We start from the raw sequence: 21,191 nt of genomic DNA, 5'->3' as shown, positions 1-21,191 counted from the left end.
TATTTGTGCGGTCTATTTTATTGTTCTTAATCTTGATTCTTAATGGTTGTGATAACTGGTTCAATCCAGAGAACGCCATGTTTGATAAGTATCATCAACGTGTAGCCAATGTATTGGAAGTTCCTGCTATTCCAATAGAATTACAGTCTACGGTAACGATTCCTGCGAAACGCGTTTTGTTCGAGCCATTGCCAAGGCTATCTATTGGCCTGCTAGAGAGCTATCAATTACGACAATGCGGACTCTTTAATTTACTTGCCGAGAAAAACTCACAACTTGGAAAGGTGCAGGATGCCTTTCATGATTTTGATTATCAAACTGCCCTTTTAAGAGTCATGAATCGATGTTTATCCGAGTTTCCACTTAGCGATGAAGAACGCGCGACATTGACAGAGCTTTACTCAACCAAGTGGCAACATTTAGACATTCATCTCGACAACTTACTACTCGTAAGTGATGCCATGCAAAAGCAACTAACTGCCTCTGATTGGCTATCTCAAAATACGACGAATGATATTGCACGCATTAACGATGTCTATCGTATTTTCAGCGAAATGTATGATTTACCCCACCGCGCGGTCTCACGTCTACCCGATGTGGAAGTCACGCAATATCAAGAAGAGTTAGAGAAATCTCGTTTACTCGGACGACTTTACTATTCAATGGTAAACACATCCCTTTGGTTAAAAGCGACAACTCAGCTACTTGAGCAGAACCAGAGCAATGTATTGTGCGGGCCGAACAGAGACACCACCCAGTTCCGCTACTTAAGAAATGTCTTTCAATCCATTTACGTTGAAGAAGTGCAACCTTATTTGGCTTATTTAGACAGTACCTATCAACAACTTAATGATGGTGCCACTTTGGTGGAGAACCGTATGCAACTCCATGGTCACCAGTATGGCATCATTGAGGCACATAGGACATTTAGGCAAGAAACCCTAAACCACGTTCAGTTTTGGCAGGGTCTCTTCAAACGATGTGGCGTAACCGTTGGCAACTAGTAAGTGCAGAGCGTTCTATTCCTTCAACCTTTCACGCAAGAATCGAGCAAAACGCGGTTTACCAGTATGTGTAAAACCGTTATATCTAAATGTAATGGTTGAACCAATTTTCGGAGGCTGGCGACGCACTTCATCGGTAAATCCGCTACCGATGTAAAACTCAATGCCATTTGGTAAGCGAACTAACATTGCTCCCATCATACCTAATAAGCGCCCTGTTCCTGGCTTATAACCCACAACTAACGCTTCATCATCTGCGTATCGTTTTAGTTTAAGCAAATCACTACCGCGTCCAGCCTGATAGCGGCTTGATACCTTCCGCAACATCACCCCTTCACCGTCGGATATTGAAATTTTATCCAACTGTGTAAACAGATGAGCTTCATTTTGAATCGCTCGGTGCTCGACATATTTGATATGAGGCTGGTCGACTTCAAGCACTAAGTCTTTGATGTTGTAATAACGCTTCCGATAATCACCAGCGGAATATGGCATATCAAAGATCATAAAGTCGATATGTCGCCAAGCAGACTCTACAGGAGTTTTATCTAACACCGTTTGCTGAACAAGATGGAAATTACCTCTCCCAGCCCAAAGTTCACCGTCCAACGGATAATCAGGTAAAGGTCCTGTAAACCAATCTGGGGCGTAGATTCGATTACCATTTCTCGTCACGAGATGTTGCCCAGTCCAATAAGCGCGAACACCATCAAGTTTTTCGCTATACCAATATTCAGACACATCAATGCCATCCTGATAGCTTTGTGCAAGAGAAACTGGTGGTGCGAGAGAAGTATCCGCTTGAGGCTGTGAAGACGCTGCCATAACAGCCAACGCAATTAATGTCATTTTTAATGGCATAAGAAGACCTTGTACAAAAAATCGCCTTTATTGAAACGTAAGTCCTCTCGATGACCTATTTATTACTAGTTATTCTTCGACTCATAACAATCAACATTAGTAATAATTTGCAAAGATAATCATAAACTTTATGACAGGTTTTGCATTTAGTCGTTACACGTTATTCACGTAAGGCGGATGGTTCGTCAATCGAGGTGGAATCTAATTATGATGCCCCCCGCTCTAACGACTTCTTTCGGCTCAACACCTCTTATAAGCAAACCATTTCTGTGTGCGTTTTTGATTCTCAATTTGAGAATCAGTCCTTTCTCAAATTGAACAATATCATTAACAATATTTAACTATTTGATTTTTAATTAATTTCAAATTGGCACGTTACCTGCTCTATATCCAATTAGAAAAACAAACGGAGACAGAGTCATGGAATTACGCAAACTAGAAATCAATCAAGACAAGTTAGCCATTGAGTTTTTTGGTGACTTAGACGCAAGTGGCTGTCGACAAGCACAACATCACATTGATGAAGTAATTCACAACAATCATCACAAAGAAGTCGAAATTAACCTACAGCACGTCCAATTTCTTGATTCTTCAGGGATTGGTGCCATTGTTTACTTATATAAGCGTCTAGTTGAACGTGAAAGAAGCATGAGTATTGAAAACGTATCAGGCCAACCTTTAGAAATCATGAGCTTGCTTCGTATCAACCATGCCATTCCCGTTAACTCAAAAGGACACTAAAAATACCGGTTTAAACGGAGGTTGGCATGGTAAATCTTATACGACGATATGCAGTAAGCGGTCTTGTTGTCGGCATGTTTGGTTGTTCGTCGTTTGACTACCCAGAACACGGGAAAGGTGGCTTGGCGGAAAGCTATCAAGATATCTCGATCGAGAATTATCAGTTTTCCCCCGTGATGCCTGACGAGCCTTTAGGTCCAGAACATGGGTTAAGGTTTGATTGGCAATTGACCAAGTTACATCTAGACGCACTAATCCAAGAGGGCGCGCGCTGGTGTTTTCCTGCGGCAGTTGTTCAGGCCCTTGAAAAACAAAATAGAATTGCGCGCGAGTTAGAAGGTGGGCTTTTACTCGACGCTGCCAACGACCTTGTGATTCAGCGTCGACGCTTAAACCAGCTCGAACAACAACTCGACTACGTACTGAGCCAAACCACTTGCACACCGCCCGATGATATTGAAGCGCTGCGTAGCGACCTAAACATAGTCTCGGATATCTATGCACTTCTTAATATCGACAACCAGTTTGCTGTCGATTCAGCTGAAATCAACCCGAAGTACATGGGACATTTGGCAGAAGCAGCCTACATTTTACGTGACCACCCTAACCTATCTCTTGTAGTAACGGGGCATGCGGATGCAACTGGAACACCCGATTACAACCAGAAACTTGCTCAAGCGCGTGCGGAACAAGTAAAGCGTTACCTAACCGTATTTGGTATCACTTCAGAGAGAGTCACTACCAAATCTGTCGGAGATAACCTGCCACTCTATGAAGGTGAAACATCCGCCGTGCGTTTAACTAATCGTCGAGTAAGCATCGAGGTTATTAGCCCTAATTCAGATAGCGATACCTCAATAAACCGCAACCCAACGGCAGGAGGCGCGCTATGAACACGATGAAACCATTTATCCTCTTAATGTTGTTGTGTCTGGTCGCGTGGGTACCTTCTTCCATAGCGGATGAGAGCAATACTGTTAAGGTCGGTGATTTAATACAGATTAACTTACCTGGAGAGGCGTCGTTAAACCAAGGGTTTCAGGTTGATCGTCGTGGACGAATTAATTTACCAGAAGTCGGCCCTGTATTAGTGGCCGGCTACAATGAACAACAACTCCAAGACGTGATTATCGACAGGCTAAAGACCGTGTATCGTGACGTTAACAACGCTCGAGTTTTTATTAAACAGCAACAGTTGTTAGTGTCCGTTCAAGGCTACGTGGTCAAACCCGGTGAATATACCTTACCTTCTGGGTCCAACATTCAAATGTTTGTGTACGAAGCTGGCGGCCTGCGCGCTGGGGCTCAGCTTGATAAAATGATCGTGAAACGTGGAAATAAAAACATTGAATTTGACTACAAACGCTTCCTTGATACGGGTGACAATAGCCAACTGCCAAAACTAGAATCACTGGATGTCTTATTTGTCCCCGCTTCCCCACTCGTAGGGAATATTGAGCAAGAGTTTGATGCAGCAAAACTCGCGAATTCAGGTGACAGCGCAGATTCCGCTCGTGCAATCAAAGTCTTTGGTGAAGTCAACGCACCTGGCTCGTTCTCATACAAGCCAAACACCACGCTAGTTGATGTCGTAATGCGAGCTGGCGGCGTGACACGATATGCCAGTGTTGAGCAAATTCGCGTGATAACAAACAATAACCCAACCATGTTTAACCTGAAAAAGTACCTTGATACTGGAGACCAAAGCCTATTGCCGGAGATCCTGCCAGGTGCCACCATCTTTGTCCCAAAACAGGAAGAAGAAATCAAAGCAGGTGCAAATGTGGTTTACGTGATGGGTGAAGTCGCCCATCCTGGGGCATACGAAGGCAAGCAAGGCGCTAGCTTCATGGATATCCTCGCCAACGCTGGCGGGCCCACTCGCTACGCAGAATCTCGCCAAATTCGCGTTATAAAAGCCGATGGCAAAGTAATCAAATTCGATCTTACCGCGCATACAGAAGGACTATCTTCAGCCAGACCACCAAATGTTGGACCGGGAGACGCGATTTTCGTACCGGAGAAAACCGATTTCAATGAGAAGTCTTGGTTAAAAGTAGCACCTAGTCGAGCGGTCGCAGTGATGGGAGAAGTTGTTCGCCCTGGACGCATCGAGTGGTCAGACGAAATGGATTTGATTGACCTGCTTGCACACGTTGGAGGCCCAACTCGACGAGCTGATACCACCAAAATTGAAGTCGCCAATAACGGTCAAATGACACAATTTGACTTAGACCAATACATTCTGGATGGCTCACCAACATCAAGCCTACCTCAAGTTTCCGCTGGTACAGTCGTAAGGGTACATGCATTGCCTGACGACCCATCCGATAATAAGTCGCAATGGGTAAGCCAAAGCTCTGACGCATCGATATACGTTTTCGGGCAAATCAATGCACCTGGGCGCTATCGTTTCACCGAAGATATGCATTTTCTGGATATTTTGTCTGCCGCCGATGGACCGACAATGGATGCAGATATTCACAACATCCGTGTCACACACCGAGGCCTAGGTTATGCCAAAGTGAGTAAATTGAATTTATCGATGTACTTTGAAACAGGCGATGAGTCAATTCTGCCCCACGTTCGTCCCGGTGATACCATTTACATTCCAGAAAAAAACAAAAACTGGTTAGATCGTTCAAAAGAGTCCACGGTACGCGTATTAGGTGAAGTAAGAGACCCAGGGCGGTACGTATTCAATGACAACATGACTGTGCTTGATCTCTTAGCGGAAGCAGGAGGACCAACTGATAATGCCTACCTTGAAAAGATCAGTGTGGTCAATATGTCTTGCTGCCAAGGCCAAGCCCGAACATTTGATTTGGTGAACTTTAGTAAAACAGCCAACATTTATGAGCTGCCAGTCATTCGCGCAGGCGACACAATTTACATTCCCCATAAAGACGAAAGCTTTGTTGAAAAAGCGAGGGCCGGACTAAGAGATATTTTACAAATCACCACAACCATCGTGTTAATAGGAGCGTTGTAATGACTATTCCTGCAACTCACGCTGAGATTGAGCAAATTTATCTTCAGAGTGAACAGAAAGGCCACAAAACGATTTGTGTTGTGGGTTGTAAATCTGAAGATGGTGTCACTTCCGTGGCTTCATCTCTTGCAGAGCGCTTGGTTTTAGCAGGCCACAATACTTTGTATGTAGACCTTAACTTATTCAAACCCGCTTATCACACTGTTCACGAATTTGATGATGACGAGAAGGTTGGCCATTTGATCACACGAGAGAATACACACCAAACTTTAGTCGGCCTCCCTGCTCCATCTCTCGCCAGTACTCAGTTAGCGTACCGAGACCCAACAACGCTGAAACAAAACATTGCACAATGGTTAACGCAGTACGAGCGCGTCGTGATAGATACATCACCACTTCTCAGTGTCAACCGAAGCAATATTGCGCCTCAAGTGATTGCTGGCGTATGTGATGCTACTTTGTTAGTAGCGCATTATGGCTCTACGACTGCAACCCAGCTCGAGCAAGCCAAAAAGCTACTCGATGCTAGCGATGCGAACTTGATTGGTTCTGTACTGAACATGAAGCACACTCCAAGCCTGAAAGATGAGTTAATCCGCCAAGTTTCCAAGCTGCGTTTCTTACCAAAAAAGTGGAAAGAAAAACTGTCTCAGCAAATTAAAAAAAGCGAACTGTTTATGTTATAGGGAGCGCTATTATGACGATAAATAACACATTGACTATCGAGCAAGAATTAGTGGATGAGCATATTCTTCAGCAAATGATCAAAGATACGTGCGCCGAAATCATCCCTACCTTGATTGATCACTATGTCGAAGAGTCACGCGATCGCATGGAGAAAATAGAGCAAGCATTAAGCACAAAAGACCTTCAAACATTAGAGTTCGAGGTTCACACACTGGGCAGTTCTGCTCTCGCTCTAGGCAATCGAACGCTTTCAAGACAAGCAAGAATGATTGAGAAGTACTGTGTCGAAGGAAAAATACCAAAAGCATTGGAGCTTTGTGAAACACTTCCTCAACTCGCCAATGAATCGTTTGATGCGTTAGAAAAGCGAAAAGCTCAAGGGTTTGAGTAGTATCAGTGTCTTACTCCCTAGCGAAGCATCGCGTTTGATAAAGCGCGATGCCGACATCATCTCAGAAACTTAGGCTCCAAATTCAATCACCCTCGCCAAGCCACACACCTTGAAATTATTTGGGCATAACTTAATCAATTAAAAAGTATGGATTTTTCGCAAATTTCCTACCTTGTGCTAATACTTAAATAACGCTTTTCTCAAATTGAGAATTTTCAGCACTAGAGAGCTATAAACCACTCATAATGCCAAATAGTAGTGCTGACAAAAATCATAAAAAATGAAACAAACTACGTTGGGATGGGACTATGAGACCAAGGGTGTTACTGGTAGAGGACTCTACTTCACTAGCCATACTTTATAAGCAGTATGTGAAAGACGAACCTTATGACATTTTTCATGTCGAGACAGGTCGCGAAGCGATTCAATTTATTGAAAGAAGCAAACCTCAACTCATCATTCTCGATTTGAAACTGCCCGACATGTCTGGCGAAGACGTGCTGGATTGGATCAACCAGAATGACATTCCTACGTCCGTTATTATTGCTACGGCGCACGGCAGCGTCGACTTAGCCGTTAATCTAATTCAAAAAGGTGCGGAAGATTTCTTAGAAAAGCCCATAAACGCTGATCGCCTAAAAACGTCAGTTGCATTGCACCTTAAACGCGCCAAATTGGAAGATTTGGTGGAAAATATTCAGTCCAAGTTTGATCGCCACAACTATCACGGATTCATCGGTTCAAGCCTCCCGATGCAGGCGGTATACAAGACCATTGATGCTGTTGCGCCAACTTCTGCCAGTGTGTTTATTGTGGGAGAAAGCGGCACAGGTAAAGAAGTTTGTGCTGAAGCCGTCCACCGCCAGAGTGACCGTAAAGACAAGCCTTTTATTGCAATTAACTGTGGGGCTATTCCACGAGATTTGATGGAAAGTGAGATTTTTGGTCACGTTAAAGGAGCCTTTACTGGAGCGACAACAGATCGAAAAGGTGCGGCGACGCTGGCACATGGTGGTACGCTTTTTCTTGATGAGCTTTGTGAAATGGAACTTGAGATGCAAAAGAAGTTGCTCCGCTTTCTACAAACGGGCACTTACACCCCTCTTGGTGGCACTCGAGAAATGAAAGTGGATGTGAGAATCATTTGTGCCACTAACCGAGATCCATTAACAGAAGTAGAAGAAGGTCGTTTTCGTGAAGACTTATACTACCGTGTGCACGTTATACCTATCGATATGCCCCCATTACGTGAACGAGGAAGTGACATCGTCACGCTTGCCAAGCACTTCTTGACCACTTACGCCACACAGGACAAAAAGAAATTCTCAACAATCGACAGTGAAGCTCAACATATCATCAAGCATTACGAATGGCCGGGTAATGTAAGGCAACTACAAAACATCATACGTAACATTGTGGTGCTTAATAACGACGAAAAAGTCACGGTGAGCCACCTACCCGCTCAACTTACTAAAAAGTCTAAAGTGACGAAAACAACGACGCCTGCGCATGTTGCTCAAGAGTCAACAAACATTGCACCAATCACACCACCACCTGTTTATACTGAGGAACCTTCACCTTCTGCGGTCGAACCGTCGATTACCGCAGCGGAGCAGCCTGGTACACCGTCCTCTGCTGCTACCTCACCGTACTTTAACTCTGATGGAACCATTCGCCCTATGTGGCAAGTAGAGCGTGAAGCAATTCAAAACGCAATTGCGTACTGTGATGGCAACGTCCTCAACGCCGCTGTCATGCTGGAGTTAAGCCCATCTACGGTTTACCGAAAAAAACAAGCGTGGGAAGCGGATGAAATTAATCTCGAACAATCTTGATAAACCTGCCATTGGTGAAATTTGGATCTTGCTTGATAGCCGTCTATTCGGCGGTATTGAAAGTCACGTTATCGAGCTAGCTCGGGGATTAATCGCCTTTGGAAACAAAGCTCGAGTTGTGCTAACCACTGAGTATTCGCCAGCCGCTCAAATTGTACAGAAGGCAAAAGAAGCCGCGATCCCTGTGAGTTACTTAAACTATTTGTCTGGCGAGCCCAATAAAGCTTTAAAAATTAAACACCTAACAAGCGCCGTCGCCAATCACCAACCCTCAGTGGTTCACTCCCATGGTTATAAAGCGTCGATTTTGTCGCGCTGCGCCAAACTGCTCACCCGTACGTTTCCTCGTTTGATTTCAACTTATCATGCTGGTGAATCGTCCTCAGGAAAGCTATGGCTATACGATTGGCTTGATAGAAGCTCAGGCAGCCTATCTGACCATTGCTTTGCTGTCAGTCCAAGTATTCAGCGCAAAGTTTTTTGTTCTTCAGAACTGCTGAATAACTTTGTTTCGATTCCCGACAGTCAACTCAACTATCAGGAGATCGCTTTTGTCGGCCGATTGAGTCAGGAAAAAGGCGCCGATCAATTTATTGAGGTAGCGAGGCTCTGTCCAACATTACAGTTTAGTGTGTACGGTGATGGCCCGGAAAAAGAGTCGCTTAATCAAGCTGCCCCTCCAAATGTGACTTTCTTCGGCCATCAAACCGATATGGAAGGTGTTTGGGAAAATATCAGCGTACTTATTATCTCTTCTCGTTATGAGGGTCTTCCAATGGCGGCGCTTGAAGCCATGTCGAGAGGCATTGCCGTGATGAGCTTACGTGTAGGTCGTCTTCCAGATATTATCCAAACGGGTAAAAATGGTTTTATCGTCGAAGACATTCCCTCTCTTGCTAAATGTCTTCATGACTGGATGTCGATTGGTGAAGCGCAACAATCACTCATTCGCCAGAATGCTCGACAAACCATCATTGATGATTTCTCAGCGCAAAGTGTGATTCCCGTATTGCTACAAAAATATCAAATTGAAACGGATCACTAATCCATATTGGTTCTCAATATGAGAATGATGAGTTCCAAACATAAATATCATATAAGATTCAATCACATAAACTAATGGCATATTTTGGCATCTCTATTGCAGCTCAGCAGTTAACGCAGATTAATGATGAGACAGAGGTGACTTATGACTACGCCAAAACGCATTCTATATGTTCATTATGGTGATAATTGGATTCGCGGCAGTGAAGTGGTGCTTCTGGATCTCATTTCAGGAATCGACCGCGATAAGTTTGAGCCATTCGTATGGTCCAACTGCCAACCATTAATCGATAAGTGCCAATCGCTCGGAATTGAAGCGGAACATTCAGCCTTCAATTTGGTGGGTGGTTGGAGCGCTCCACGCTGGGATATTAGCGGGTGGAATAGCCTTATAAAACAAGGCTCAGATTTGATCGAAAAGCACAACATCGACTTGGTACACGTCAATAGCGGCGGCCCTTGTCAATGGATGTGTTTGGCTGCTCGCATGAATCATATACCACTTGTCACGCAACTTCATTGCCATTATACATTGCGCGATCGCTTCTCTCTCGGACTTCACCTCTCTCCAAAATTGATTTGCGTTAGCAAAGATGTTGGACGCGAAATTCTTCAGGACGGCTACCCACAAAACCAACTTCATGTCGTACACAACGGCGTTTCACTTCAAGGCGTGGATACACCCATAGACATTAAAGATCGCCTCGGAATCCCATCACAGGCCTTTACCTTTCTGTCGGTGGGTTCGCTGATTAAGCGCAAAGGGTTTGACCGCCTTATTCGGGCAATGCGCATGCACAACTACCACCACCACAACCCTCACCTTGTTATTGTTGGTGACGGCGAAGAAAGAGAAGCATTGCAACAGCTTGCCGCAGATCTTGGTATCCAAGAACGAGTGCACTTTGTCGGAGAGCAACACAATGCTGGAGCGTGGATGTGTGGTAATGCAGACGCTTTTATTAGCGGCGCCTATGAAGAGGCCTTTGGTCTCGTGCTCGGGGAAGCGGCTTTAGCTCAACTGCCCATCGTGGCTCCTAAAACGGGAGGCATTCCTGAGTTGTTCGAGCATAATCACTCTGCATTGCTGTACCAGAACAGTGGAATGGCGAGCCTGTTAAACGCGATTCAACAAGTCATGCAAGACGCGGCATTAAGAAACAAGCTGGCGGAAAACGCTTACCTACATGCTAGCCAGCACTTAACGACGACTGCATCTATCAACGCTATTGAACGTATTTACGAAGGTGAACTTAATAATAACGCCATTACACCAATGCCAATGACTCACTGCATGAAGCCTCTTTCACGCTGGTTGAGCATCAATTGAGGAGCCCGGTCATGAAACGTGTATTGATGTTCGACGCCATCCCAATGCAAGGTGGATCCAAAATCGCGAATGCAGAGCTCCTTAAGCAGTGCGATAAGCTGAACGTGATTGGTTATCTACTCACTACAAATCCAGAGCATTGGGCGTCACTGCTTAGTGATACACCGCGTGTGCAAGTTATAAAAATAAAACCATCACCATTTAACTCGACTCATGGCCTGACCTACTGGTTGATGAACGCTTACTACTTTCTCCAACTTCTCTACGCGTGCATGAAGCTGCCAAAAATAGATAGCTTTTTGGGCCTATCTTGCCCAAGTAATGATATGCCTTTGTACTTACTACGATTAATTAGCAAAAAGCCTGTGGTACAGATGGTTCATGGTCCTATTGGACGATCGAGATCTGCTGGCTACTGCTTAGTAAAAGCATCGGCAATTTACTACTTGGCAAACACCCGCGAATCAATGGTAGAAGCATTACAGGCCTACCTCAAAACAGAGAAGCCAGCCACCGAACGTTATTGGTGTGGTTTGAATACATCTACGTTTGTTAATGGATTATCGAAAGATCGCTGGCCAAAACAAGCGAATCCGATTTCAAGCCGCGTTTTCTGGGCAGCTAGCTTACTAAAATGGAAGAACATCGATCTTTTGCTTGATGCTTTAACACTTGATGAGTCGAAAAAGATCAAATCCACCGTGTGTTACATCAAACCTAACGTGGCAGGTGTGGAATATTCAACACCGGACTTCAACACACAAGGTGTTGAATGGCATGAGTGCCCAAACAACTTAGATGAATTGCGTTCACAGTGTGGTGTGTTTGTTTCCACCAGTCTCAACGAACCTTTTGGGTTATCTATTTTGGAAGCGCTCGCTGCAGGTATGTGTGTCGTCATTCCACATGATGATAGTTATTGGGACCGCGTGTTAACTCACGGCCGAAATTGTATTAAATACACGCCTAACAATGTGGCTTCGTTACACAACGCAATTCGCCTTTTGAATGAATCGCCGTGGATGAAAGTAACGATGGGTATCGAAGCACTCAATGTTTCTCAACTATACACAGCCGAACGTTGTTATTTACCAATCGCCCAGCACCTCGCTAGCGAAATTGCTACCAACAATGATTGCACACTCAAGACACCGCAAGACATCAAAGGATATGATCATGTCTAAAGCAATGACCAACATGACGCTATTTGCTATCGCCTTAGTGATCAATAAAAGCATCAGCCTAATCATGCTGCCTGTATTGCCCCACTTTCTCTCACCAGAACAAATGGGCAAGCTTGAGCTTCTAACAACCTTTGGTGTTGTTACGACCTTGTTTGTCAGTTTCGCTTTGCATGAAGCGCTTTATCGATTCGTCGGCGTTGAAAAGGATCAAAATACGCGCACAAGCCTACTAAACCAGCTGTACTCACTTGCTTTACTCATCGCTGGCGTCGTCGGTCTTAGCTTGCTCACTATCATTTTAATCGCCCCCATTCCCGCGCCTTTTACGCGAGTCGAATTTGCTATTGTTATGTTTGCCATCGTTCTAGAAGGCAGTATTGCAATCGGCACTGCCTGGTTAAGAACACAAGACGACAAAGCAAGAACACTGCTTAACGTCATGGTCACTACCACCATTTTTCAGGTCATTTTTATCGTCGCGGCGCTGTCTGTTCATCCCCATGTTATTTCTGTTTTGTGGGGGGGCTTGTTGGCTGCTATTACTCAATTTGTTTGGCTGCACATCGTTAACCGTTACAATGTCACCCTTCCTAAGCTGACATTGGCAAAACAATACCTAAACTACTGCCTACCAATGATGATGGCCGGTTTAGTAGCATTTTGTCTCAATGGCGCTGAACGCTGGTTCATTGGTGCCAACACTTCTCTTGCGACGTTAGGGATTTACGCGATAGCGGTAAAATTTGCAGTGGGCATGTGTATTTTAGTGCAGCCGTTTGGCATGTGGTGGATGCCACGTCGATTTAACTACTTAGAAGGGCGCAAGAACACTGAAGCAGTGCGCATCACACACTTAGGTATGATTTACATTACAGGTTTGAGTGTAGTGGTCGGCACATTAGCAATGGTGATGATCACCTACTTACTGCCAGAAACCTATCATGAGGCGGTACTATTCAGCTTATTCTTGCTACCTATCGCCATGTTAAAAGAATGGAGCGAACTCATTAATATTTCCATTTTGTACAAGCGTCGTACTCGCTGGCTACTGGGTATAAATGTCGTCTCTGCGTGCGTTGCGATTGCTTTGCTGTTTGGCTTATCTTCTCTGGGTATTTATGGTGTGTTCATTGCGCTTTATTACGCACAACTGTGTAAGCTGGGCCTGACTTATGTAGTAGGCCAACAATGTATGACGTTGCCTTTTCACCTCAGTCTGATGGTTTTATTACAGATTATATCCGGTGTGGCACTGTTCCTGCTTCACTCTTCACAATCAATAGGAATCGCCATCGCAATTTGCATTTTGACATGCAGTTTGCTGGCATGGATAGCCACTCGCTACATGAGTAAAGAGACGCTCAATGCTCTCACTCGATACATAGTGAAACGGCGTGGACAGGTGAAGAGATACTCGTTATGAATGAAACCAAGGTGAGAACAAAACAGTCCATCGCAGCACTGACGATCACTGTCGGTATCGGCCTGCTTTGGGTTGTTATGCCTCATCCCATTTTGATTGTTGCGTTGTGTTTCGCACCACTCGCGTTACTGTTTGTTCTCAATCAAACGTTTTGGCTTGTCACACTGTTCGTTATTTTTTCATTCTTTCGTATTCACGAAGCCTTTCCTGTTATCTATAACTTCAAGATCCCATTACTGTTATCACTGGGGGCACTCGCCGCACTCACTTTTCACCTTCTTATAAGCCGCCAGATTACAGCTTTTTGGCACCCTTCATTAAAGTGGCTGTGTATATTTTGGGGTCTGGTTATCATCGGAATCATATTCGCTTCCAGTCGTGATATCGCAATAACGGTGTTCAAAAATACCTATTGGAAAATCATCATTATGACGTTGGCCATCACCTGGCTTATTACTAAACCTTCACAGCTCGCTCAGATGTCAAAAGCAATTATTTTCGCCGGATTATTGATTGGCTTAGTGGCATTACAAAACGCTGCGAATGGCATTGATTTGGTTGAAGGGACGCGCGTGTCGATAGGACGATCCATAGGTTCCGTACTTGGCGATCCTAACGATTTGGCACTAGTGCTGATGTTTCCCCTTGCCTTTACCGTTAGTCAATTGATGGAGAAACATTCCCCCAAGCATCTCAGACTCTTTGCCCTTATCACCTGTTTGGTTTTGTTCTTTGCGATCATCGAGACGCAGAGCCGCGGGGGGTTACTAGGTTCACTGTCTGTATTTGCCTACTTTGCTTTTAAACACATCAAAAGCAAAACATTAGTCTTGGTATTAGGCGCTATCGCAGCGATCGTACTCTACGCATTCGCTGGTATTTCAGGACGAGAATCGGGGGGAGCCGCTGAGGATGGTATAGATGCCTCTGCGATGGGGCGACTTTATGCGTGGGAAGCGGCATTTAAAATGGCGCTGCATCACCCGTTGACTGGCGTAGGTCTAGATAACTTCTACTTTAATTACTATTTCTATAGCCCACACTGGGATGGTATCAACCACGCCGTCCATAGTACTTGGTTTGGCGTGTTAGCAGAAACGGGTTTTGTCGGGCTCGCGGTGTTCATTACTTTAATTGTGTCATTGATCCGCACCTCTTTGCATTCCATCTCATTGCTGACACCAAAATCAGATTACACCCTCTCTGTAGGAGCAAACGCCGTGTTAAGTGGGCTTATCGGTACCATCGTATCAGGTACGTTTCTGACTCAAGGTTTCACTTGGCCAATTTACATTCTAGCGGCGTTAACGGTTGTCGTTAGCCGAATCGTTCAAAGTGATTGTCAAAATGAGAAACCCTAATTTCAAATACCAACAGAAAGTCCAATTAGCTGTTTTATAAGAAATAAATCCTTGGCACGTATTGTGATTACTCTCTTGATTAGTAATCAAATAACGAAGACTCAAGGAGAGCCACATGACAGACATCGTAGTATTTGGAGAAGATTTTGGTGGGTTACCCTCCTCCACTCAACACATTGTCAAACGACTAGCAACTAGCTACCGCATCCTTTGGGTTAACTCCATTGGCCTTCGTCAACCTAAGCTGGATTCTAAAGACATAAAGCGTGCGTTAAACAAACTCACTCGTGTATTTCATAACGTAGGCTCATACAAGCCGACATTAGACTCTGAAACAAGCCCAAACATTCACATCATCAACTTGCTCACCATTCCTGCCCCTAGTTCTGCATTAGCAAGAAAAGTGGCCGCTAAGATGATGAAACACCAACTCAATAAACAATTACAAGCTCTTGGTTTTGATAAGCCTGTATTTTGGACGTCGCTCCCGACTGCTGCCGATCTTTGTGCAGAAATGAACCCACGTGGACTGATTTACTATTGTGGCGATGACTTTAGCGCTTTAGCTGGTGTTGACCACGACACGGTGGCCAAGCACGAACGTACTCTTGTTAATGCGGCCAGCGTTATCTTTACGGCAAGCGAAACACTCTCCACCAAATTTCCATCTGGTAAAACCGTCACTTTGCCTCACGGTGTCGACTTTAGTCTGTTTTCTGAGCCAGCACCTAAGGCTGAAGATTTTCCTAATAATGGTCGCAAAGTGCTGGGCTTTTATGGCAGTTTGTCTGAATGGTTAGACTACGACTTAATTGCCCAAGTCGCAGACCAAGCGCTTGACTGGGATCTCGTGTTCATCGGCCCTAACGAGTTCAGTGATAATCCACTTCCACAAAGATGCAACGTATACTACCTGGGCCCGAGAGCGCATCACACTCTGCCACGTTACTCCCAACACTGGGATGCCAGTTGGTTGCCCTTTGTTGATAACGCTCAAATCAAGGCATGTAATCCGCTTAAACTTCTTGAGTACTTGGCAACAGGAACCCCTGTTATCAGCACACCGTTTCCTGCATTAATGCCCTACAAACATATGCTTCATGTGGTTCAAGATGTCGAAGACGTGCGTGCCAGTCTCGATCACCTCCTACCGCCACCGACAGATTCAAAGTCATTTGTTCAACAGCAAAGCTGGGAAGCAAGAGCCAACCAAGTTGATAAATTAGTGAGGGCGCTATGAACGATTTAAGAGAAAACCTCAGCGTACTGTTACATGGAGCTTGGAGACGTCGCTACATGATCGTTATTCCTATGCTTGTATTGCCTGTGCTGGGTTTCATCGTAAGTAAACTGGTTCCGACGACTTATGTTGCTCATACCAGCATGCTTATTCAAGAGACAGCGAAAATGAACCCGTTCCTTCAAGACCTTGCCGTCTCAACAATGCTTAAAGACCGATTGAGCGCACTCAGTACTCTGCTAAAAAGCCGACACGTTTTGTATTCTGTCGCAAAAGAACAATCGCTGATCAATGACGAGATGAGTGCAAAAGAGCAAGAGTTCATCATAAAAGATCTTGCGTCGCGCCTGTCTGTTCAGCCACTCGGTAAAGACTTCATTCAAATTCAATTGCAAAGTGGTAAATCAGAAGGAATGGAGTCGATGCTGCTCTCTGTCAGAGAGCATTTTGTCGAACAGCTTTTGGCTCCTGAGCGTTCTTCGATTAAAGATTCGAGTCATTTTTTGACTATCCATATCAACAAACGCAGGGAAGAACTAGACAAGGCAGAACAAGCTTTTGCAGAGTATAAAAATACTTACTCAGACGCGACACCCGAAATGCAAGCTCAAAGCCTTACTCGCCTTGCTAGCCTCAAACAAACGCTAGCCGAAAAGGAGGCGGAGCTTGCTGGTGTTTCACGAAGTCTAGGCAGTTTGGATCAACAACTATCCAAAACGAACCCGGTTATCGGTAAACTGGAAGAGCAAATCATCGACATTCGTAGTGAACTTACCCTGCTTCGCGCTAAATACACAGAGGCGCATAGTTTGGTGCAAGGTAAGTTGCGAGAATTAAACCGGCTGGAGCAGGAACGCTCGGTACTCTTGAACTCTAAACAACCAGAACTAAACAGTGCTCAACTATGGGATATCGCGAGCAATACCACAGTAAACAGTCTTGGCGAAGCACAGCCTCTACTTGTCTCCCAACTACATCAATTACAAATGATGCGCGGACGTTTTGAAGCACTTACGGAAGAAACCAACAGCTTGCGAGACATGATCCAAGAATTAGAGCGAAATGCGCACCAATTTGGGAGCACAGCAACAGAAATCAACCGCTTAGCTCGTGACGTCACAGTGAAGAGAGAAATGTATGATGAACTCGTCGAACGCTATGAGATGGCCCAACTAACGGGTTCTTTGGGAGAGTTTGAAGAGAATAAGCGCGTAAAAATCATTGATGAACCGTTCACGCCAACGATTCCAACTAACTTACCTAGTTTTGTATTTGTCATTTTAGGATTTATTGGTGGCGCTGGTTTAGGCATTGGATTAGCGACGATACTTGAGTTAGCCGATAACTCTATCCGCTCTAAAAGAGCATTAGAAAAACACCTTGGTGTTCCTGTCATCACCACTTTACCTAACGTAGTGTACGGAAACTAACCGCCATAAGAACTCATTTACAAGCACTCAGTCGGCGAGTGCTTTTCTTTTACTACTGCCTTATACAGCCTCATAGCATGTCCACTAATATGAATCTCAAATTGAGAATAAACATAAAGCCTCACAAACATCAATATTAACTTATTGTTTTTAAATGATTAATTTTTTGGCACGCAGTCTGCAATTCCTAAATAAACAAAGAACTCAACGAGGGTTTGAAAATGGAATTCAGACAAAAGCACAATAACACTGAGCACAGCAAAAAAGTGATATTACACGTCGTGCAACACTTAGCTCCTGGCGGTTTAGAAACGCTCGTACTAGAAATGCTTCGTTTTGCGCAGCCCAACCATTCCGTTTTTGTCGTGAGCTTAGAAGGAAGCAAAGAACATGCACTACAAGGTTGGCAAAAACTATTGCCCTACCAAGGCCAACTGCACTTTCTTAATAAGAAACCTGGATTCAGCGGAAAAACCATCAGTACGCTGACTTCCATGCTCAAAGGACTTAAGCCTGATGTGGTCCACACTCACCATATCGGCCCACTTCTGTACGGTGGTATTGCTGCACGTTTAGCGCACGTACCTGTAGTGATTCATACCGAGCACGACGCATGGCACCTCAATAACAAAAAATCAGCTCGACTACAGTCCCTTTTGCTAACGATGATTCGCCCGCAAGTGGTTGCCGATGCTAACTTTGTCGCCCATCAAATACAGACTAAGTTAAAGTATCGCAAAGTTTGTACTATCCATAACGGGATTGACTGTCAGAAGTTTAAAAGCGGTGACCAAACGGCAACAAGACACTTGTTTGAACTTCCAACCGACAAAATCGTGATTGGCGTTGCCGGGCGTCTAGAAGCAGTTAAAGGCCATAAAGTGCTTATCGAAGCCTTCTCTCATCTTACGCCAAACACACACCTAGCAATCGCAGGTGATGGTTCTCAGCGAACTCAATTGGAAGCACAAGTTAGAACGTTAAAACTTGAAGATCGAGTAACCTTTTTAGGCTTGGTGGACGATATGCCCAGCTTTTACCAAAGCCTCGATTTATTTTGTTTACCGTCGCTTCAAGAGGGTTTCCCCCTCTCAACACTAGAAGCTCAAGCATGTGACGTTCCTTGTGTCGCAACGGATGTTGGCGGCGTGAAAGAGACGCTCTGTCCGAACAACAGCACACTGGTTGAAGCAAATCGCGTGTTTTCGTTGGCAGAAGCGTTATCACAGCAACTGGAATCATCACACCATTCTCCTCGAACTTTTATTCTCAAACACTTTGATATCAGAGACATGGTGAGTCGCTACTCACGTTTGGCCAAGGAGGCTAGCTATGAATGATTTACTTTGGATTATAGGGTTTGGTTTATCCGCGTTTTTGATTGTCTATCATCACGTTGGGTATCCACTGCTCCTTAAGTGGCTTCCTTTAAAACAGCAAGACGAAACCAAAGCACCATTTGTAGAGCGAGCTTACAAAGCCTCCAAAACAGACAGCCAGCTACCCTCTATTACTGTCATCGTGCCCGCCTACAATGAAGAACAATGGATAGCAGAGAAGATCCGTAACCTTGCGAGCCTAGATTACCCAAGGGATAAGTTAAGAGTAGTGATCGCATGTGATGGCTGCACAGATAACACAGCCGAGATTGCTCAAGCGACAATTCAAGAAGCAATCTGCTCTGATACTCTGATCATTATTAATGATCACAAAATCAATCGCGGTAAAGTTGCCCTACTCAACGAAGAAATGCGTCATGTTAGCTCTGACATTACCGCACTGAGTGACACGTCGGCATTGATTTCTTGCGATTCTCTGTTGCTAGCTAGTCAGCATTATCAAAATGAGAACGTTGGAGTGGTTAACGCAACATATCAAATAATGAGCACTGATAACCAAGGTGAAGCGGCGTATTGGCAATACCAGTCTCGAGTAAAGCACCAAGAATCCTTGTTAGGTTCAACGATTGGTTCCCACGGTGCGTTTTACACTTTCAGAACTCACTTATTTGAACCACTGGAAGTTAGCACCATTAATGACGATTTTATTCTCCCTATGAGAATCGTTTTGCGAGGCTATAGCGCTATTTACGAGCCAAACATGCTGGCTCTTGAACTCGAGCAGAGCTCAGACGACGCAGATTTCAAACGACGCCTAAGAATTTCAGCAGGTAACATGCAGCAGCTCATGCAATTAAAGAAATTACTACTACCTCGCTATCGTGGCACTGCCTTTGCATTTCTATCGGGAAAGGTCCTGCGCTTAGCAACACCCTATTTGATGATTGTTTGCTTTATTTGCTCACTACTACTGGCACACAATCCGCTGTTTCAAGTAATGCTGTTCGCACAAGTTGGTATTTATAGCATCGCGCTTATCACTTACTTGATGCCAGCACTTAACACAATTAAACCTTTTAAGCTGATTAGTTACATCGTCATTGGTCATCTCGCCAACTTTATCGGCGGTATGAAATATTTACTCGGAATGGAAAATGGACGTTGGAAACGCGTCAACCAATAAGGAAAGCATCATGAAAAACTCACGCTACGATTCAAATGTATGCCACGCGAAAAGAACGTTTGATGTACTGGTTGCAATGCTTATTTTGGTCGTCACTGCACCACTTTTCCCATTTATCGCGCTAGCGATCAAAACCACATCGAAAGGCCCAGTGATCTATCGTCAACTGCGTGTTGGGCGCTGTACACCAGAAAAAATGGATCTTTTTCAAATCATGAAGTTTCGCACCATGTATATTGATGCAGAGCAACGCTCTGGCGCAGTATGGGCTACTGAAAATGATCCCCGCATCACGCCAGTAGGACGCTTTTTACGCAAAACGCGTTTAGATGAACTACCTCAACTGTTTAATGTGTTGAGAGGTGAAATGTCGATGATTGGGCCGCGCCCAGAACGCCCAGCTTTCTACCAGAAATTGGAAGATGAAATCCCCTATTTTGTAGAGCGCACATATGGCGTGTTACCAGGTATCACAGGCTTAGCTCAGGTTAACCAAGGCTATGATGCATGCATTGAAGATGTAAGACGCAAAGTTGGGTTTGACCACAGTTACGCACTAAGCTTAGGTTCGTTTTACTCTTGGATTTCAATGGACCTTTCAATCATGAGCAAAACATTCGTTGTGATGATTGACGGACGAGGTCAATAACTTCCGGTTCTGGTAACGGTCACTCTTGCCACTGGCGGCGCATCTTTTCTATCGTCGCTGGTGGCACGTCATGAATGCTTTGATACGCTCCGTGGCACACTTTAATTTCCACCTCGATGCGCTTCTTCATGCAGTAGTCCATGTAACGCTTCATCTCCCAATGTCGAACAAACGTATTGCTCACAATCACGACTTTCCCTTTGTTCAACCACTTTCTAGTTTGCTGAAAACACCACTCATGCGCTTGAGGTAATTGAACCGGTTCAAAGTGATAATCACCTTCATCATTTTCAAAATACATGTCAGCTTCAAAATGCTTAGCACCAAGATCTATTGCCAATTGTTTTGCTAAGGTTGTTTTACCTGAACCCGGAAGTCCACGAATAAGAATGAGTTTAGCCAGTGACATAATACAGTTTAATGAGGTGGGAATAAGCCTAAACTGTAACGAAATTATTGGAAAAGAAAAGTAGAAATAAAAAATGCCGAGCACATT

The 21,191-nt window shown here is 44.5% G+C and carries 19 protein-coding genes; 17 read left to right on the top strand and 2 right to left on the bottom strand.

The features are described from left to right. Window positions 1–5: 5 nt before the first annotated feature. Entirely contained in the window at window positions 6–1,004 is a 999-nt protein-coding gene (locus L3V37_RS15305; RefSeq protein ID WP_237306549.1) for a DUF3080 domain-containing protein, read from the top strand. Window positions 1,005–1,019: 15 nt separating this feature from the next. Here L3V37_RS15305 and L3V37_RS15300 read toward each other — a convergent pair whose 3' ends face one another. Next, on the bottom strand, window positions 1,020–1,865 hold the full coding sequence (locus L3V37_RS15300; protein ID WP_017634928.1) for a DNA ligase: 846 nt from the start codon (window positions 1,863–1,865) through the stop codon (window positions 1,020–1,022). A gap of 420 nt (window positions 1,866–2,285) precedes the next feature. Here L3V37_RS15300 and L3V37_RS15295 point away from each other — a divergent pair, with 420 nt between their 5' ends. From L3V37_RS15295 to L3V37_RS15220, 16 genes are all read left to right on the top strand, one after another. Beyond that, window positions 2,286–2,606 carry an STAS domain-containing protein gene (locus tag L3V37_RS15295; RefSeq protein ID WP_017634929.1) on the top strand — a complete coding sequence of 107 codons (321 nt, stop codon included), beginning with the start codon at window positions 2,286–2,288 and terminating at the stop codon, window positions 2,604–2,606. Window positions 2,607–2,632: 26 nt separating this feature from the next. Continuing rightward, complete coding sequence (locus L3V37_RS15290) at window positions 2,633–3,499, top strand: OmpA family protein (protein ID WP_005377631.1); 867 nt, start codon at window positions 2,633–2,635, stop codon at window positions 3,497–3,499. Continuing rightward, window positions 3,496–5,598, top strand: a complete 2,103-nt coding sequence (locus L3V37_RS15285) for an SLBB domain-containing protein (RefSeq protein WP_017820662.1) — start codon at window positions 3,496–3,498, stop codon at window positions 5,596–5,598. The genes L3V37_RS15290 and L3V37_RS15285 overlap by 4 nt, the downstream gene beginning before the upstream one ends. Further along, window positions 5,598–6,284 (top strand): AAA family ATPase, encoded by a 687-nt coding sequence (locus L3V37_RS15280; protein WP_005377635.1) that lies wholly within the window; start codon window positions 5,598–5,600, stop codon window positions 6,282–6,284. Before L3V37_RS15285 ends, L3V37_RS15280 begins: the two co-directional genes overlap by 1 nt. Before the next feature lie 11 nt (window positions 6,285–6,295). Beyond that, window positions 6,296–6,676 (top strand): Hpt domain-containing protein, encoded by a 381-nt coding sequence (locus L3V37_RS15275; RefSeq protein WP_005377636.1) that lies wholly within the window; start codon window positions 6,296–6,298, stop codon window positions 6,674–6,676. Between the two features lie 308 nt (window positions 6,677–6,984). After that, window positions 6,985–8,511 (top strand): sigma-54 dependent transcriptional regulator, encoded by a 1,527-nt coding sequence (locus L3V37_RS15270; protein WP_237306548.1) that lies wholly within the window; start codon window positions 6,985–6,987, stop codon window positions 8,509–8,511. Further along, complete coding sequence (locus L3V37_RS15265; protein WP_237306547.1) at window positions 8,486–9,556, top strand: glycosyltransferase family 4 protein; 1,071 nt, start codon at window positions 8,486–8,488, stop codon at window positions 9,554–9,556. The genes L3V37_RS15270 and L3V37_RS15265 overlap by 26 nt, the downstream gene beginning before the upstream one ends. Window positions 9,557–9,700: 144 nt before the next feature. Further along, on the top strand, window positions 9,701–10,885 hold the full coding sequence (locus tag L3V37_RS15260) for a glycosyltransferase (protein ID WP_086046751.1): 1,185 nt from the start codon (window positions 9,701–9,703) through the stop codon (window positions 10,883–10,885). Window positions 10,886–10,896: 11 nt separating this feature from the next. Then, entirely contained in the window at window positions 10,897–12,069 is a 1,173-nt protein-coding gene (locus L3V37_RS15255; RefSeq protein ID WP_206954077.1) for a glycosyltransferase, read from the top strand. Then, window positions 12,062–13,492, top strand: a complete 1,431-nt coding sequence (locus L3V37_RS15250) for a lipopolysaccharide biosynthesis protein (RefSeq protein ID WP_237306546.1) — start codon at window positions 12,062–12,064, stop codon at window positions 13,490–13,492. The genes L3V37_RS15255 and L3V37_RS15250 overlap by 8 nt, the downstream gene beginning before the upstream one ends. Beyond that, entirely contained in the window at window positions 13,489–14,853 is a 1,365-nt protein-coding gene (locus L3V37_RS15245) for an O-antigen ligase (RefSeq protein ID WP_165401618.1), read from the top strand. Before L3V37_RS15250 ends, L3V37_RS15245 begins: the two co-directional genes overlap by 4 nt. Window positions 14,854–14,968: 115 nt before the next feature. Further along, on the top strand, window positions 14,969–16,093 hold the full coding sequence (locus L3V37_RS15240) for a glycosyltransferase (protein WP_237306545.1): 1,125 nt from the start codon (window positions 14,969–14,971) through the stop codon (window positions 16,091–16,093). After that, window positions 16,090–17,523, top strand: a complete 1,434-nt coding sequence (locus L3V37_RS15235; RefSeq protein ID WP_130544927.1) for a chain-length determining protein — start codon at window positions 16,090–16,092, stop codon at window positions 17,521–17,523. The genes L3V37_RS15240 and L3V37_RS15235 overlap by 4 nt, the downstream gene beginning before the upstream one ends. Before the next feature lie 221 nt (window positions 17,524–17,744). Then, on the top strand, window positions 17,745–18,863 hold the full coding sequence (locus L3V37_RS15230) for a glycosyltransferase (protein WP_165401617.1): 1,119 nt from the start codon (window positions 17,745–17,747) through the stop codon (window positions 18,861–18,863). After that, window positions 18,856–20,046 carry a glycosyltransferase family 2 protein gene (locus L3V37_RS15225; RefSeq protein ID WP_237306544.1) on the top strand — a complete coding sequence of 397 codons (1,191 nt, stop codon included), beginning with the start codon at window positions 18,856–18,858 and terminating at the stop codon, window positions 20,044–20,046. The genes L3V37_RS15230 and L3V37_RS15225 overlap by 8 nt, the downstream gene beginning before the upstream one ends. A gap of 10 nt (window positions 20,047–20,056) precedes the next feature. Then, window positions 20,057–20,695, top strand: a complete 639-nt coding sequence (locus L3V37_RS15220) for a sugar transferase (RefSeq protein ID WP_005377654.1) — start codon at window positions 20,057–20,059, stop codon at window positions 20,693–20,695. 19 nt (window positions 20,696–20,714) lie between these two features. Here L3V37_RS15220 and L3V37_RS15215 read toward each other — a convergent pair whose 3' ends face one another. Then, window positions 20,715–21,104: an AAA family ATPase gene (locus tag L3V37_RS15215; RefSeq protein ID WP_237306543.1), complete on the bottom strand. Its 390-nt coding sequence runs from the start codon at window positions 21,102–21,104 to the stop codon at window positions 20,715–20,717. Window positions 21,105–21,191 lie beyond the last annotated feature (87 nt).

The organism is Vibrio sp. D54, from assembly GCF_021728075.1.
Lineage (GTDB): Bacteria > Pseudomonadota > Gammaproteobacteria > Enterobacterales > Vibrionaceae > Vibrio > Vibrio alginolyticus.
Note: the sequence above shows the minus strand (reverse complement) of the source record. Positions and strands in the feature narration are given on the sequence as shown.